The organism is Hymenobacter baengnokdamensis, assembly GCF_008728635.1.
GTDB lineage: Bacteria > Bacteroidota > Bacteroidia > Cytophagales > Hymenobacteraceae > Hymenobacter > Hymenobacter baengnokdamensis.
The window spans coordinates 921,239-936,023 of record NZ_CP044285.1; the positions used below are offsets into that span (position 1 = coordinate 921,239).

Here is a 14,785-nt window from a genome sequence, read left to right on the forward strand (position 1 = left end):
TCAACAAAAAGGCGCGGCTCCGAACGGAGCCGCGCCTTTTTGCTGAAGCGCTTTGAAATATAGAAAAAATTTAATATTTAGCCTTGCTCCGACCTTTTGGTCGGCATGGTGCCGATGATGTGGTCCCAGAGCGTGCTGCTTACGCCGAAGGCAATCTCATCCTGGCGGTAGTGGTGCTGGGCGTGGTGCGTCCACCACACCTTGAGGAAGTTTTTCGGGGGAGCGTATACGTGAATGGCGTAGTGCACAAACAGATACAGTGCGTAGCCAAACGTGAAGCCGGCCAGAATACCGAAAGCCCAGGTGCCGAAGACAACCCGGAAAATAAAGAACAGCAGTGAGGCTACGAACACCGTGATAATGGGCGGCATGGCCAGACGGGTTTCATCTTTAGGGTACTCATGATGCACGCCGTGCATGGTGTACTGAAACTTGGCCCGCCCCGGCGTGGTGGCTGGAATGTGGTACACGTAGCGGTGCACCAGGTACTCAACGAAGCTGAACAGAAACCAGCCGCCCAGAAACAGCCCCAGTGCCGACACGCCCGACAAAAAGCCGTGCGTGAAGCCGTAGTACAGGCTGATAAGCGCCGTCAGGACGAAAATGCTGACCGGCAGCGCGATGTGGGTGTGCGAAAGCCGCTCCAGCACCGGGTTTTTAAACAGTTGAGCCGAGCCTTTATGCTTGGGTCGAACCGGCGCAGCAGCCGGCCTAGCGGGCCGGTCGGTAACAGTGTTCATCTCCATAGGAAAGCGAATAGTATCTGATAACAAGCAGCAAATTTACGCCCTGTCCGGCGTTTGAGTTGGGCCGGGTACGAAGCCGGCCTGAGTTAGCGCCGCCGCAGTAGCCGCCGCCGTGGCCACGCCGGCCAGGCGCAGATGCGCCTGGCCGTAAAACCGCTCACGGGCCGCCAGGGTTCGCTGTAGGTGCGCAAAAAGAGCAGCGCCCGGCGTTTGGGCGGGCTGAAGCGCCGCCGCCAGCAGTGGCCGGCGGTTGCTGCTGGCGGCCAGGCGGCGCACCAACTCGGGCAGCGGCACATCGAGCCAGAGCAAAAAGCCGCTGTTGCGCAGCACCGCTAAATTGTCGTGAAAGCAGGGCGTGCCGCCGCCCGTAGCCACTACCAGGGCCTCGGGCCGGGCCGCCACGGCCCGCAGGGCAGCCGCTTCGCGCTTGCGAAAGCCGTCCTCGCCTTCGGCCTCAAAGATGGCGGGTACCGACCGGCCGGCCCGCGCCACAATCTCAGCATCGAGGTCCAGAAAGCCCCGGCCGTAGCGGGCCGCCAGCTGGCTGCCCAGCGTGGTTTTGCCCGAGCCCGGCAAGCCAATGAGGTAGAGGTGGTGCATGCTTACTTAATTTATCCTAACGCGCGGGTCGAGCAGCGCATAGAGCATATCGACGGCAATATTAACCAGCACGAAGATGGCGGCCACGAACAAGGTAGCGCCCATCACCACCGGAAAGTCGAGGTTTTCAACGGCGCGTAAGGTGGTAGTACCCAGGCCTTTCCAGTTGAAGATATATTCAATAAAAAAGGCCCCGGCCATGAGCGAGGCCAACCAGCCCGATACGGCCGTTACCACCGGGTTCAGGGCGTTGCGCAGGGCGTGGCGCCACACCGTGCGGCCGGGGCTCAGGCCCTTGGCGCGGGCCGTGCGAATATAGTCCTGGCTTAATACATCGAGCATACTGGAGCGCGTGAGCTGCATAATGATAGCCAGCGGCCGCACGCCCAGGGCAAGGGCCGGCAGCAGCAGGTTGCGCAGCACCAGGTGGCGCTCGGCCGTAAACGGGTCGGTTTCGTAGAGCTGGCCGGTCAGGCTCAGGCCGGTCCAGTGGCTCCAGTAAAAGCCGAAGCTGACCGCGATAAGAATAGCCGCCACAAACGAGGGCACCGAAATACCCAGCACCGACGTGGTAACCAGGGTGCGGTCGAGCCACGACTGCGGCCGCAGCGCGGCCGCCACGCCCAGCCCGATGCCGCCCACGGCCGCCAGCACCATTGCCGCCACGGCCAGCCACAGCGTACCCGGAAAGCGGTTGAGCAACAGCGAAAGCACGTCCTGGTTGCTCTGAAACGAGCGCCGCAGGTAAGGCCATTTCAGTACGAGGGCGCGCTGCCGGCCCAGCGGCAGCAGGGCCACGCCGCCGTAGCGCGCCACGCCGGCCGAGTCGCGCCGGTGCACGCCCAGCGGCGAAGCATCGTTGAGATAGCCCAGCAGGCGCGCCGGTAGCGGCTGGTCGAGGCCAAGGTCGGCCGAAATTGCGGCTTTGGTGGCTACGTCCGAGCGCTGGCCCGCCAGCAGGGCGGCGGGGTCGCCGGGCAGCACATTAAACAGAAAAAAAACCGTGGTGGCCACGCCCACCAGCACGAGCAGGCCCTGACCCAGACGGCGCAGAAGAAAGGAGAGCATGGTTGATGACGTAGCGTGGACTCTGCGAGTCGGCGCGTGAGAAAGGTAGGGCGGAAGCGGATAGTGCCGATAACCCAACGCGCGGACTCGCAGAGTCTGCGCTACAGCTTACTGAAGCGCTTTCTCGACCTGGTAGAGGGCCGGAATATCGTGGTAATGGTATTTAGCTACAACGGTGCCGTTGTGCAGCACCAGCAGGCCGGGGTTGGAGCGGATGACGGACTTAAGCACCGTGGCATCGGCAAAGTAGAAGGGCGTGGCCAGGTTTACATCGTGCCGGAAGGAATCGAACTTGCCGGCCGCCGTGCTCGTGATGGTGAGCACGTCGATGTGCTTGCGCGATTTGGCCGCGGCGGCAAACAGCTGGTTGAACTGCTCAAAGCGCTCGCGGTCGGCCTTGTTGGTGTTTTGTACAATGAGAATGAGCTTGTTGCCGGTCAGCACCTGCTTGGTGACGTCGTTGCCGTCGGGGTCGGAGATGACAAAGTCGGTAATGGCGGGCGTCGAGGCCTGCGGATTGAGCACCGTCATGCTCTTGTACTTCCAGGTCGAGTCGGTTGGAAACTGCTCGGTTTCGAGCGTTTTGCCGCCGCGCTCAAAGGTGTAGCGGTAGCGCGGCGCCTCCGCAGGCTTCATGAGCTGCGGAATGTTGTTGCCAACTTTATAAGGCAGGAAGTCGAAATACGGCAGGTGCCCCAGGGCCCGCACGCCAATGCCGATAGCCAGGGCGCTGGCAAAAGTCATGGCCATGAGGGCCGGCATGCCGCGCAAAAATGAATGGCGCAGGTGCTGCTGGTTGAAGAATACCACTGCCCACAACACCAGCAGCAGCAGGTCTTTGAAAAACGACGTCCAGGGCTTGAGCTTGATAAAATCGCCGAAGCAGCCGCAGTCGGTTACCTTATTAAAAGCGGCCGAATAAAACGTCAGAAACGCAAAAAACACGAGCAGGGCCAGCAGCGCATACAGCGTTTGGCGCAGGTACCAGCGCAGCAGCAGCGCCGTGCCCAGTATCACTTCGAGCGAGCTGAGGGCTATGCTCAGGAAGCGGCTGGCATCGTGCAGGTAGTCGAAAAGCCAGCCAAGGGCGGGCACATCGCCGGCGAATACCTCAAAGTATTCTTCGAGCTTGTAGGCCGTGCCCACCGGGTCGTTGAGCTTGATAAGGCCCGAGAAAATAAACAAAATGCCCAGCAGCGCCCAGCACAGGCGGGTAACTTGGCGCATCGGCGTTGGCAGCGAAATCTTCATAGCGTTAAAACAAAGGTCATGAGGCCCCGGCCCCCTTACGCGGGAGCGTCGGTGCGGGCTGCTTCGCCGCGCAAAATGAGGGCAAACACGGCGTAGTTGAGCATGTCGCGGTAGCCGCCTTCTACGCTTTCGCTTACCAGCGCCGCGCCGCCGATGTTTTCGAGCTGCTTGATGCGGTGCAGCTTCATCAGAATGAGGTCGGTAATACTGCTCACGCGCATTTGCCGCCAGGCCTCGCCGTAGTCGTGGTTTTTGGCCAGCAGCAGCTCGCGGTTCAGGGCATTTTCGTGGTCATACGCGGCGGCCACCTGCGCAGGGGGCAAGTCCAGGGGCGCCTCGGCGGGCAGACGCAGCTGCATCAGGGCAATGAGGCAGTAGTTGATAATGGCAACAAACTCCTCGTCGATGCCATCGGCAATCTTTTGCGTGCCAGCTTCCTGAATCGTGCGGATGCGGTTGGCCTTGATAAAAAGCTGGTCCGTGACCGACGGTAGGCGCAGGATGCGCCACGCCGTGCCATAGTCGTGGGTCTTGGCCAGAAACAGCTCGCGGCAGCGGCTCAGAATAAGGTCGTAGTGCGCGGAGGTAGTTAAAGGCATAAGCTTCGGCTGGGGCGAAGGCAGTTGGGCACAAGCTACTGCCTGTGCAAAGTGGAAACCTCCGCAAGTTCGCCCGTAACGCCGGATATTTAACCCCTCGCTCTCGCTGCCCTGCCCACCCACCCCGCGCCTATGTTGCTGCAAAACGCACTGCCCCAGCAGTTCACTGCTACGCTGAAGAGTCCTCACGGCCGGCTGCTCGACCTGCGCCAGCCTCAGGTGATGGGTATTCTCAACGTGACGCCCGACTCATTCTACCCCGGCTCCCGGCTGGGTGCCGGCTCGGAGGCGGCGCTGCTGCACCGCGCTGAGCTGATGCTGGCAGCCGGCGCCGCCGCCCTCGATGTGGGCGGCTACAGCTCGCGGCCGGGCGCCGACGACATCAGCCCCGATGAAGAAAAAAGCCGCCTGCTGCCCGCGGTAGCGGCCCTGCGGCGCGAGTTTCCGCAGGCTTTTATCAGCGTCGATACCTTCCGGGCTGCCGTAGCCGCCGAGGCCGTGGCCACCGGTGCCGACCTGATAAATGACATTGGCGGCGGCACCCTCGATGCCGGCATGCTGCCCACGGTGGCCCGCCTGCGGGTGCCCTACTGCCTTATGCACCTGAAGGGCACGCCCCAAACCATGCGTAGCCTGGCGCACTACGAAGACGACCTGGTGCTGACGCTGCTGCGCTTTTTCCGCGACCAGCTCGCGGCCCTGCGCCAAGCGGCCAATGGCCAGCCCTTGCCCGACGTCCTGCTCGACCCCGGCTTCGGCTTTGCCAAAACGCCGGCCCACAACCACGAGCTGCTGCGCCGCCTGCCCGAGCTGCACCACCTGGGCTACGGTTTGCTGGTGGGCCTCTCGCGCAAGGCCATGGTGTATAAGCCGCTGGGCCTCGGCCCCGAAACTGCTCTCAATGGCACTACCGCCCTGCACGTGCTGGCCCTGCAGGGCGGGGCCCGGCTACTGCGCGTGCACGATGTGCCCGAGGCGCGGCAAACCATTGCGCTGGTAACGGGCGCGTAAGGCAGTGAAAATAAAAAGCAGCAAGAGAAGCAGTAAAATGAAAACGCGCTTTCTTTAGCAGGCGCAATACTTTTGCGGAAGCTCCTCCCGCCTCTCTGCTCCTTTCATCTCTTAGCTGCGATACTTGTCCCTTCCTTTTCCCCTTTACTTTTTACACGTAGGGCTGGCCGACGTAGCCGACGTGCTGCTCGTGACCTGGATGCTGTACCAGCTCTACAAGCTGCTGCGCGGCTCGGTGGCACTCAACGTCGCGCTCGGGCTGCTGAGTCTGTACCTGGTGTACCTGGTGGTAAGCGCGTTGGGACTGGGGCTGCTGACGGCTATTCTGGGGCAGTTTATGAGCGTAGGAGTGCTGGCCAGCATTATTTTATTTCAGCAGGAAATCCGGCGCTTTTTGCTGAATGTGGGGAAAGTAGCGATGGAAGGCGGCGGCCCGCTGGGCTGGTGGCGGCGCCCCAGCGGCCAGCCCACGGGCGCGCCCGGTGTGGGCGCCTTTGTAGAGGCCGCCAAAAGCCTGGCCAGCAAGGAAACCGGCGCCCTCATCTGCTTTACGCTCACTTCCGACCTCAGCGCCTATGCCGAGTCGGGCGACCGCCTCGATGCGGAGGCCAGCAAGCGCTTGCTACTTGCTATATTTAATAAAACCTCGCCCCTGCACGACGGGGCCGTGATAGTAGCGCAAGGCCGGCTGGTAGCGGCCCGCTGCATATTGCCCGTGAGCCAGAACCCCGAGGTGCCCGCCGCGCTGGGCCTGCGCCACCGCGCCGCCCTGGGGCTTACCGAGGCCACCGACGCCGTGGTGCTGGTGGTGAGCGAAGAAACCGGCCAGATGAGCCTCGTGCGCCACGGCGAAATATACCGAGGCCTGGCCGCCACCGAGCTCAAAGCCCGCCTGCAAGAGTGGCTGCTGGCCGCTCCCCAGCCGGCTTAGGCTATCGACAAGCCAATCGCTTTTCGCTCGGGTAATAAAAAGCTGGGGCCTTTGAAGGCAGTGGCTGGGCGTAGCTTTAGCTTATGGGCCAGGCCACTGACTTGCAGGCTTTTTACCAGGGGTGAAGGCATGCCGCACCAGTATACTTCGGTGCCCGCGCGCCGGCAGCAGGCATCGGCCCGCAGCAGGGCCTGCCTGCCCAGCGGGCTTAGCGAGTGCAGCTGCTGCGTGTCTATCCAGGCCTGGGTGGGGTGGCGCTCCAGCAGCTGCTGCACCGTGCTGAGTAAGTGCGTGGCATCGGTAGTGCTGGTGCAGCTGCCCCGCAGGCTCAGCCCCACGCATTGCCGGTGGCTACCAAAATGAATGGTAAGCGACCGAGAGGGCAAAATCAACAAAAAGAAAGCGTTATTCATAGCAGAAGGGTAGAGAGTAGTAGCGTGCCGCAAATATACGCGTGTAAGTCAGTCAATTATAGCATAGAAAATGGGTTTTAGGTTACGTACTAATACCTGTTTTCAGCGGTGCCCGGCGGAAGGAGATTACCAAGTGACTATAGTTTAGCTACGTGTTTTCCGCATATTCTCGCAGCTGGCCGGGAAAGGGCTGCGCAAATACGCATAGGTGCTCCGTATAAATTGGTAATTATCTTGTAAACAGACACTTTATAAAGAAAACTCCCATCCTACGCCATGCTTTAATCGTTAAAATGAAGTAGTTAGGTGCCTGTCTCATTCCTCTTTTCCCTTACTTACTTTTACTATGAAGCCTGCTGTGAATACGTCGTCCCTGGTTTCTTCATCCCCCATGGGCTTTAAAACCCGCCCGGCCGCCCGCATCGGCGATGGTAGCCGCACCAGCCGCCGGGGCTTTGCCAGCATGGACCCCGCCGAGCAGCGTCGCATTGCCAGCGAAGGCGGCAAAGCCTCGCACGCCAGTGGCCAGGGCCACAAGTGGACTGCTGAAGAAGCGCGGGCTGCGGGCCGCAAGGGCGGCCTTACCAGCCGCCGGGGCCCCAGCCGCCCGGCTGGTGAGGCAAAGGCTGCTACCAGCAAATCCAAGACAACTAACTAAAGCCAGCTGGCACTGGCCGCGCACGTTGCGCAAGAGTCTACATCAAAAAGCCCGGCTCCAAGAAAGGAGCCGGGCTTTTTGATGCCTGCGTAGGCCGTAGGCGGCCCTAGCTTAGCAGGCCCTGCGTTACGGCCAGCTTGATGAGGGCGGCGGTGTTCTTGGTCTGGGTTTTCTCCAGGATATTCTGCCGATGGGTTTCGATAGTGCGCTTGCTGGTAAATAGCTTTTCGGCTATCTCATTGGTAGTAAGCCCTTCGGACAAAAGTTGGAGCACCTCGTTTTCGCGGCGCGAGAGGCGGCCGACCTTGGTGGCTGCGTCGGGCTCTTCTTCTTTAGCTAACACTTTGCGTAACATACTTATGCCCAGGTCGCTGCACAAAAATTGCCGCCCGGCAATCACCGCCTGGATAGCGAGCAGAATCTCGCCTTTTTCGGAGCTTTTGAGGACGTAGCCCGATGCGCCGGCATCGAAAAGCTGGCCGATATAGCGCTCGTGGCCCAGCATACTCAGAATAAGCACCCGAATCTGTGGGTATTCGGTGTGCAGTCGCTGAGTGGTGGCCAGGCCATCGAGCACCGGCATGTTGGCGTCGAGCAGTACCACATCGGCCGGGGTAGCGGGCAGGCGGTTGAGCAGCTCCTGGCCATTATTAGCCTCACCTACTACCTCAATATCAGGCTCGTTGGCGAGCAGCGCCCGTAGCCCGTCGCGCACGATGGTGTGGTCATCAACCAGAAAAATGCGGGTCATAAGCTAAGGTGCCGGCTACAACAAGTAACAGAACCTTGGGAAGCCGGCTAGAAAAATGTCTACGAGTCAAGCAACGGTTAGGATTAGCCCGACTGTTGCCGTATGCGGCCTGCTTGCCAGATTTGCCGGGGCGTAAGCGGTACAATGTATTAATAATACATTGTATTTATTCCTGATACTAAGGCGCGTCTATTTTAACACGCCCAGCTCATGGCCCACTTTGGTAAAGGCCGCAATGGCCTTATCAAGCTGGGGCCGGGTGTGGGCGGCGCTGAGCTGCACCCGGATGCGGGCCTTGCCCTGCGGCACCACGGGGTAGTAAAAGCCCACCACATAAATGCCTTCATCGAGCATGCGGGCGGCAAATTCCTGGGCCAGCTTGGCATCGTAGAGCATAACGGGCACAATAGGATGTTCGCCGGGCGTGATATCGAAGCCGGCCGCCGTCATCTGCTGGCGGAAATACTGCGTATTCTCTTCGAGCTGGTCGCGCAGCTGGGTGCTTTCGGTAAGCAGCTCCAGCACGCGCAGGCTGGCCCCCACGATGGCGGGCGCCAGGGTATTGCTGAACAGATACGGGCGCGAGCGCTGGCGTAGCAGCTCGATAATCTCCTTGCGGCCCGAGGTGAAGCCGCCCATGGCGCCGCCCAGCGCCTTGCCCAGGGTGCCGGTGATGATGTCGACGCGGCCCATCACGTTGCGGTACTCGTGGGTGCCGCGGCCGGTTTTGCCCAGGAAGCCCATTGAGTGGCACTCGTCAATCATTACCAAAGCACTATATTTATCGGCCAGGTCGCATATTTTATCCAGCTGCGCAATGGTGCCGTCCATCGAAAACGAGCCATCCGTCACGATGATGCGGTGGCGCGTGCCCTTGGCCACAGCGTCTTGCAGCTGCTTTTCGAGGTCGGCCATGTCGTTGTGCTGGTAGCGGTAGCGCTGGGCCTTGCACAGGCGCACGCCGTCGATGATGCTGGCGTGGTTGAGGGCATCCGAAATAATGGCGTCGCGCTCGTCAAACAGCGGCTCGAATACGCCGCCATTGGCGTCGAAGGCGGCGGCGTACAGGATAGTATCCTCGGTGCCCAGAAACTCGGCTAGCTTAGCTTCCAGCTCCTTGTGAATATCCTGGGTGCCGCAGATAAAGCGCACCGAGCTCATGCCGTAGCCATGCGAGTCGATAGTAGCCTTGGCGGCCTTTATTACCTCGGGGTGCGAGCTGAGACCCAGGTAGTTGTTGGCGCAGAAGTTGAGCACGTCGCCGGCTTCCCGGGTGTCAATTTCGGCGCCCTGGGGCGAGGTGATAACGCGCTCTTTTTTGTAGAGGCCCGCGTCTTTTATTTCTTGAAGCGTTTGCTGAAGGTCGGATTGAAGGGTGCCGTACATGGGGTGGGGTAGGAATACTGGTAAACTAGGAATCGGCTGATAGCTTTTAAGTATGAGTGGCAGGCAGCCAGGCTATGCGCTGCTCCGCCACTTCAGTTTGGGCTTTAGGTAGCAGAAGGCATAAGCTACGATAATCGCAAAGCAGAGAAGTGACCAGGAGTGTACGTTCTTTAGTAAGTTTTATAACTGTATAACTATACTGCGCACTAGCCGCCCGGCTTCGGAATGAGCAATGAAATGATAGGCAAACTACATCTGAGGCTGCAAAATTGAGGCTGAATTCCTGATTAACATAGGTTGCCAGCTTTTGCTCCTGATAAAATACTAAAAGCGCACGTCCATCGTGCCGCCAATACGTCCTGTACAGGCGTAGGGCAGCAAACTGTGACCAGGCTATCGGTAGCATAAGGGTAGCCAGTAGCAACACCATAAGATTGACACCAATCTTTGCGATAGCAGCACCGGCAACCAGCAGCAGGCTTAACCCGAAAGCAGCCTGAAGCAGGGTCCAGAGCAAATTAATGTCCTGCCAGCCGTTACAGGAAAAGCGTACTACCGGCTGCGATAGCTTCCCAGCCTTAAAATGCTCCTGCACGACAAGCACCAGCGGCAAGCCAACTACAACTACTAGCAATCCAATTAAAGCAACGGTATCCTGGCTCATGCAACCCGGTTTTACGGAGGCTAACAAAGTACTATAACGGCTTAGCGGTCGGCCCGTTGACGTACCATAAATAATTGCACCCCCAGCTTGCCGCTTGCAATAAGCTGCTCCTTCTCCTCAGCCGAGATTCGCCGCACCTTGGGCCCGAAGCCCCTGGTGCTGATACTGATGGTGCGGGGCCAGTCGGGGGGCAGAGCGGGGTTGAGGTTTTCGAGGGCTACGGTGTAGAGAGCGCCGATGTAGGAGGAGAAATCGCGGATGTCGTAGGGCGCGAGGGCCTGGCGGCCGGTAGGCAGGGTGTCGAGGGCTATCTGCTCGTCGCGGTCGAGGCGCAGGCCCAGGGTTTCGGGGTTGGCGGTGCTGCCGGGTGGCAGGCCGGCGGGCAGGTAGCGCGGCTGGTCGAACATATGCAGCGGGTAGTTGGCCAGCAGGCCGCCATCCACGAGCACCTGCACGGGCTGGCCGGCTTTGGGCTTGCCCTGGATAACGTGATTGTCGATATCGAGCAGCACAGCCCGGAAATACAGCGGAATACTCATGCTGATGCGTACGGCGTCGGCTACGCGCATATCGGGGTGGGTTTCGTAGCTGAATACCTGGGTGCGTTGCAGCGTAAGGTTAGTGCCCGTGGTGTAGAGGTCGCGGTAGCGGCCGGGCTGCACCTGGGCCAGCTGGTGCAGCTCGGCCAGGGTGAGGTTGGGGCGCTGCGTCTGGCGGCCCACCAGCTCGCAGAGGTATTTGGTGAGCTGGTCGCCCCGGTACCAGCCGTACTGGCGCAGCAGGCGGCTGCCACCCCCCACGAAGATGAAGCGCCCGTCGTTGAGCCGCTGCACGGGCGTGCGGTTGATGACTTCGATAATGGCTTCGGGCGAGTAGCCAACCGCCAGCAGCGCCGCCTGAATGGCCCCCGCCGAAGTGCCGCCCACCCGCGTTATATGGCTCAGAATACCCTGTGCGGCCAGTTCCTGCAAGGCCCCGCCGTAGGCGATACCCCGGATGCCGCCGCCTTTCATAATAAGGTTGCGGTAAGGCGGCGAAGGAAGCTGAGCGCGCACAGGCTGGATACTGCCGGGCAAGGTCAAAAGACTGAGTATAACGAGTAAGCGAATAGTCATAGACCTTAAAGATACCTGGGCAGCTGCTACTCGTGGCACTGCCTGCCCAACCTTGCCCCTGACCCTGGCCGTATCTTTGCAGCCTGTCCTTCCCACCCCTCACCCAGCTTTGTATTCCATGACTACCTCGCCCAGCGAATCCGATACCCCTCGAACACCCGGCAACGTCCTCGTTATCGGGGCCTGCGGCCAGCTTGGCCTGGAGCTGACGGCCGCCTTGCGCCGGCGCTACGCACCCGAGGCAGTTGTGGCCGCCGATGTGCGCCCGCCCCGCAACCCCGCGGCGCTGGCCGGTGGCCCGTTTGAGCTGCTCGATGTGCTGGATAAAGCCCGGCTGGAGGCGCTGGTGCAACAATATAGGCCGGTGCAGATATATCACCTGGCGGCCCTGCTCTCGGCCACGGCCGAGAAGGACCCGATGTTTGCCTGGAAGCTCAACATGGATGGCCTGCTGAACGTGCTGAACTTGGCCGTGCAGTACCAGGTGCCGCAGGTGTACTGGCCCAGCTCCATCGCCGTATTCGGCCCCGACACGCCCCGCGAGCACACCCCGCAGCTCACCATCATGAACCCCAACACGGTGTATGGCATCAGCAAGCTAGCCGGCGAGCAGTGGTGCGAGTGGTACCACCGCCACCACGGCCTCGACGTGCGCAGCCTGCGCTACCCCGGCCTCATCGGCTACAAGAGCCTGCCCGGCGGCGGCACCACCGACTACGCCGTTGACATCTACCACAAGGCCGTGGCGGGTGAGGATTTCGAGTGTTTTCTAAAGGAAGACTCCTACCTGCCGATGATGTACATGCCGGATGCCCTCAAGGCCACGCTCGACCTCATGCACGCGCCGGCCGCCAGCATTAAGGTGCGCACCAGCTACAACCTGGGCGCGATGAGCTTCTCGCCCAAAGAAATAACGGCTGCCATTCAGCAGGAAATGCCGGGCTTTCACGTTACTTACAAGCCCGACGGCCGGCAGGCCATTGCCGACTCGTGGCCCGCCAGCATCGACGACAGCGCGGCCCAAAAAGACTGGGGCTGGCAGCCGGAGTTCGACCTGGCCAAAATGACCCATGACATGCTGGCCCACCTGCGCCAGCCAGTGACGGCATAGCGCGGGGCTTACCATTTGACCGGAACAAGTCGCCATTCGGGCCAGGCACGGTGCCTAGCCTGAATGGCGATTTTTAGGTGTATGTGGTGACCGGCTACTGGATAGATACATGGCAGCTATGCGCCCCGAAAGCGAGCCGGGGCTCGCTCGGCCAGCCCTGGTAGGCACCCGGAACTATAAAGAACTCATGCCGGAAGGCGAAGTAGCATTAGGATGCAGAAAGACCGCAGAAAGCAGATACCTGTGACTACTTTTGCTGCGCTTTATTCTATTGCTATTGCCGATGCTGAAACGACTACTTTGCCTGCTGCTTACGCTGTCGTTTTACGCAAGCGATGCCCAGGCCCAGGCCTACGAGCCGGGCTGGCTGGTGCGCACCAATGGCGATACGCTGCGGGGCGAGCTCGAAAACGGCTTCTGGCTGGAGCCACCCACGTTTATCCGTTACCGGCGCACGCCCCAGAGCCCGAGCGAGCTGTTTCCGGCGCGCCAGCTGCGCGCCGTCAGCTTTAAAGGCGGCCGGTATTTTCGCCACGAGGTATTGCGCCTGGACCGTGCCGCCGAGGTTCGGCTCCAGGACCTCAAGCGGGGCAACTATGTGAATATGCAGCCCGATTCGGTGCTGGCCGAAGTGCTGCTGAGCGGTCCGGTTGAGCTGCTGCGGGTGGTGCGGCCCGGAGCCACGCAATTTGTGCTGCGGCGCCCCGGCCAGCCCGACCTCAGCCTCAGCGAGCGCCACTACCTCAGCGATGGGCCGGATATAAACAGGATAATCGACGGCAACAACTACCGCAATCAGCTGAGGCTGTACTTCGCCGATTGCCCGGCGGCCGCCAGCCTGGCGGAGAGAATCCCCTACACGGCGGCCGGCCTGGCCGAAGTAGCTCAGGCTTATGCTGTTAGCTGCACCCCTGGCAAGCAGTCGGCCCAAAGCTGGCTAGCCCAGGCGGCGCCCCGGCGTAAGGGCGCGTTCCAGGCCGGGGTGCTGGCGGGGGCTCGTTATAATAATATCGCAAGCCCGGCTTCGTCGCTGACGGAGGGGTGCACCGACTGCGCTGTTCACCCGTTTGGGGGGCTCTACGCCGAGCTGCTGCAGCCCAGCCGCATTACGGCTTTCTACGGCGAGCTTAGCTTGAGTCCGTTTCACAGCAAAGGCGTGTATTACCTTGGTTTCGACGCAAATGGCAATCAACAATATAGTATATTCGAGTACCGGGCGCTGCTGCTTACTGGCCGTTTGGGGGTGCGCTACTTTATTCCGCGGCCGCACGACCAGCAGCTAATGGTGGGCTTTAGCTTCGAGCATAATGAAGTGCTGGGCCTAAACCTGGCACCGGGAAATAGCAGCAATACCAACCCCCAAACCACTGGCGATGCCTATGCCTCGCCTACCCTCATTCCTGGCCTGATGCTGGGCTGGCGTTACCAGCGCTTCACTGCTAGCATCGATGGCCAGCTATACCGTAGTAATAATGATTCAGGTATATTTTACTATAACTTTTTAGGTGGTAAATGGGCTACGCGGCTGGGCCTAAGCTACCGCCTGGGCCGCAACCCCGATAAGCTGGCTCATAACCATAACTAAGTAAGCTGCGTCAAAATCTCCTCCCAGTTTTCCAGATAGAGCATGTGGCCCTGATTGGGCAGCAGGCGCAGGTGCGCGGCCGTAAGGCGGCTGGCCAGGTAAGGAAGATGGCTGGCTCCCCACACCCCATCGGCGGTGCCGTGCCAGAGCGTACAGGGGGCGCGCACGTCTTCGATGCGAAAGCCGGGCGGGCGGCACCAGGCCTGGGCATCGTCGTACACGCCCCGGCCGCCGTGGGTGAAGCCCTGCACGGCCGCATCGCGCAGCAAGGCCCGGAATTCGGCCGTTACGACCCGCTCGGCGGGCTGCATAAGCCGGATAAACCAGTCGATAGTGCGGTTGGGGTGGCGTGCCCACTGCCGGCTCAGCCACAAAAACGTAGTGCGGTTGAGCCACGGAAAGCGCGTCTGGCCCCAGCGCAGCAGCTTCCAGGTGCGCGACAAGTGCTGGTAGCTGGCCCGCTCGCCCAGGGGCAGGCAGCTGCTGAGCAGCTGCACGGCCGCCACCCGCTGTGGGTAGCGGGCGGCCAGCGCCAGCGCGTGTACGCCGCCCACCGACCACCCCATCACCTCTACCGGCTGCCCGATGCCCAGCGCATCGAGCAGGGCCACGGTATCGGCCGCAAACGACGGAAACGAGAGGCGCCGGTACACGTCGCTCTGGCCCACGCCGGGCCGGTCGGGGGCAATTAGCTGCAGCTTTAACCGGGCCAGCAGCGCCGGGACAGGCGGCAGCGCCAGGCCGGAAGTGCCAAATCCGTGCTGAAATACTACCGGGCGGTGGCCGGGGTCGCCATAGCGCGTCAGGCCCAGCTGGCGGCCATCGGGCAGGCGCACGCGCAGGCGCGTCTGGTAGTCGGAAGTAAGACTGGTTTGACCAGGAGCGGGCATGGGTCA

16 protein-coding genes are annotated in these 14,785 nt (G+C 61.0%); 5 read left to right on the forward strand and 11 right to left on the reverse strand.

Annotated features, from left to right (window positions below):
- Positions 1–77 precede the first annotated feature (77 nt).
- The 5 genes from F6X24_RS03845 to F6X24_RS03865 all read right to left on the reverse strand — a co-directional run bounded on the left by F6X24_RS03845 (position 78) and on the right by F6X24_RS03865 (position 4,264).
- Positions 78–746, reverse strand: coding sequence for a sterol desaturase family protein (locus F6X24_RS03845; protein WP_151086701.1), 669 nt, complete (start codon positions 744–746; stop codon positions 78–80).
- A 36-nt stretch (positions 747–782) separates the two neighbouring features.
- Complete coding sequence (locus F6X24_RS03850; protein ID WP_151086702.1) at positions 783–1,346, reverse strand: shikimate kinase; 564 nt, start codon at positions 1,344–1,346, stop codon at positions 783–785.
- 6 nt (positions 1,347–1,352) lie between these two features.
- Entirely contained in the window at positions 1,353–2,414 is a 1,062-nt protein-coding gene (locus tag F6X24_RS03855) for an ABC transporter permease (RefSeq protein ID WP_151086703.1), read from the reverse strand.
- A 108-nt stretch (positions 2,415–2,522) separates the two neighbouring features.
- The gene (locus F6X24_RS03860; RefSeq protein WP_229725333.1) at positions 2,523–3,665 is read right to left on the reverse strand and encodes a BT_3928 family protein; all 1,143 of its coding nucleotides are present in this window, start codon (positions 3,663–3,665) and stop codon (positions 2,523–2,525) included.
- A 35-nt stretch (positions 3,666–3,700) separates the two neighbouring features.
- The gene (locus tag F6X24_RS03865) at positions 3,701–4,264 is read right to left on the reverse strand and encodes a DUF1599 domain-containing protein (protein ID WP_151086704.1); all 564 of its coding nucleotides are present in this window, start codon (positions 4,262–4,264) and stop codon (positions 3,701–3,703) included.
- Positions 4,265–4,396: 132 nt separating this feature from the next.
- Between F6X24_RS03865 and folP the strand changes: the two genes are divergently transcribed.
- A complete protein-coding gene (folP, locus tag F6X24_RS03870; protein WP_151086705.1) occupies positions 4,397–5,275 on the forward strand; it encodes a dihydropteroate synthase in 879 nt (292 codons plus the stop codon).
- Positions 5,276–5,399: 124 nt separating this feature from the next.
- The gene (cdaA, locus tag F6X24_RS03875; RefSeq protein WP_151086706.1) at positions 5,400–6,206 is read left to right on the forward strand and encodes a diadenylate cyclase CdaA; all 807 of its coding nucleotides are present in this window, start codon (positions 5,400–5,402) and stop codon (positions 6,204–6,206) included.
- Here the strand turns inward: cdaA and F6X24_RS03880 are convergent.
- A complete protein-coding gene (locus tag F6X24_RS03880) occupies positions 6,203–6,619 on the reverse strand; it encodes an STAS domain-containing protein (RefSeq protein ID WP_151086707.1) in 417 nt (138 codons plus the stop codon). The genes cdaA and F6X24_RS03880 overlap by 4 nt on opposite strands.
- 391 nt (positions 6,620–7,010) lie before the next feature.
- Here F6X24_RS03880 and F6X24_RS03885 point away from each other — a divergent pair, with 391 nt between their 5' ends.
- Positions 7,011–7,277: a KGG domain-containing protein gene (locus tag F6X24_RS03885; protein WP_151086708.1), complete on the forward strand. Its 267-nt coding sequence runs from the start codon at positions 7,011–7,013 to the stop codon at positions 7,275–7,277.
- Between the two features lie 106 nt (positions 7,278–7,383).
- On the opposite strand, the gene F6X24_RS03890 is transcribed toward F6X24_RS03885, so the two are convergent.
- From F6X24_RS03890 to F6X24_RS03905, 4 genes are all read right to left on the reverse strand, one after another.
- A complete protein-coding gene (locus tag F6X24_RS03890; protein WP_151086709.1) occupies positions 7,384–8,028 on the reverse strand; it encodes a response regulator in 645 nt (214 codons plus the stop codon).
- A gap of 189 nt (positions 8,029–8,217) precedes the next feature.
- Positions 8,218–9,414 carry a glycine C-acetyltransferase gene (gene kbl, locus F6X24_RS03895; RefSeq protein ID WP_151086710.1) on the reverse strand — a complete coding sequence of 399 codons (1,197 nt, stop codon included), beginning with the start codon at positions 9,412–9,414 and terminating at the stop codon, positions 8,218–8,220.
- Between the two features lie 46 nt (positions 9,415–9,460).
- On the reverse strand, positions 9,461–10,078 hold the full coding sequence (locus F6X24_RS03900; RefSeq protein ID WP_151086711.1) for a hypothetical protein: 618 nt from the start codon (positions 10,076–10,078) through the stop codon (positions 9,461–9,463).
- A 41-nt stretch (positions 10,079–10,119) separates the two neighbouring features.
- Positions 10,120–11,193 carry a patatin-like phospholipase family protein gene (locus tag F6X24_RS03905; RefSeq protein ID WP_151086712.1) on the reverse strand — a complete coding sequence of 358 codons (1,074 nt, stop codon included), beginning with the start codon at positions 11,191–11,193 and terminating at the stop codon, positions 10,120–10,122.
- A gap of 118 nt (positions 11,194–11,311) precedes the next feature.
- On the opposite strand from F6X24_RS03905, the gene F6X24_RS03910 reads away from it, so the two are divergent.
- Complete coding sequence (locus F6X24_RS03910; RefSeq protein WP_151086713.1) at positions 11,312–12,304, forward strand: NAD-dependent epimerase/dehydratase family protein; 993 nt, start codon at positions 11,312–11,314, stop codon at positions 12,302–12,304.
- A 283-nt stretch (positions 12,305–12,587) separates the two neighbouring features.
- Complete coding sequence (locus F6X24_RS03915; protein ID WP_151086714.1) at positions 12,588–13,889, forward strand: hypothetical protein; 1,302 nt, start codon at positions 12,588–12,590, stop codon at positions 13,887–13,889.
- Here the strand turns inward: F6X24_RS03915 and F6X24_RS03920 are convergent.
- A complete protein-coding gene (locus tag F6X24_RS03920) occupies positions 13,886–14,779 on the reverse strand; it encodes an alpha/beta fold hydrolase (protein WP_151086715.1) in 894 nt (297 codons plus the stop codon). The two genes, F6X24_RS03915 and F6X24_RS03920, sit on opposite strands and share 4 nt — an antisense overlap.
- Between the last annotated feature and the right edge of the window lie 6 nt (positions 14,780–14,785).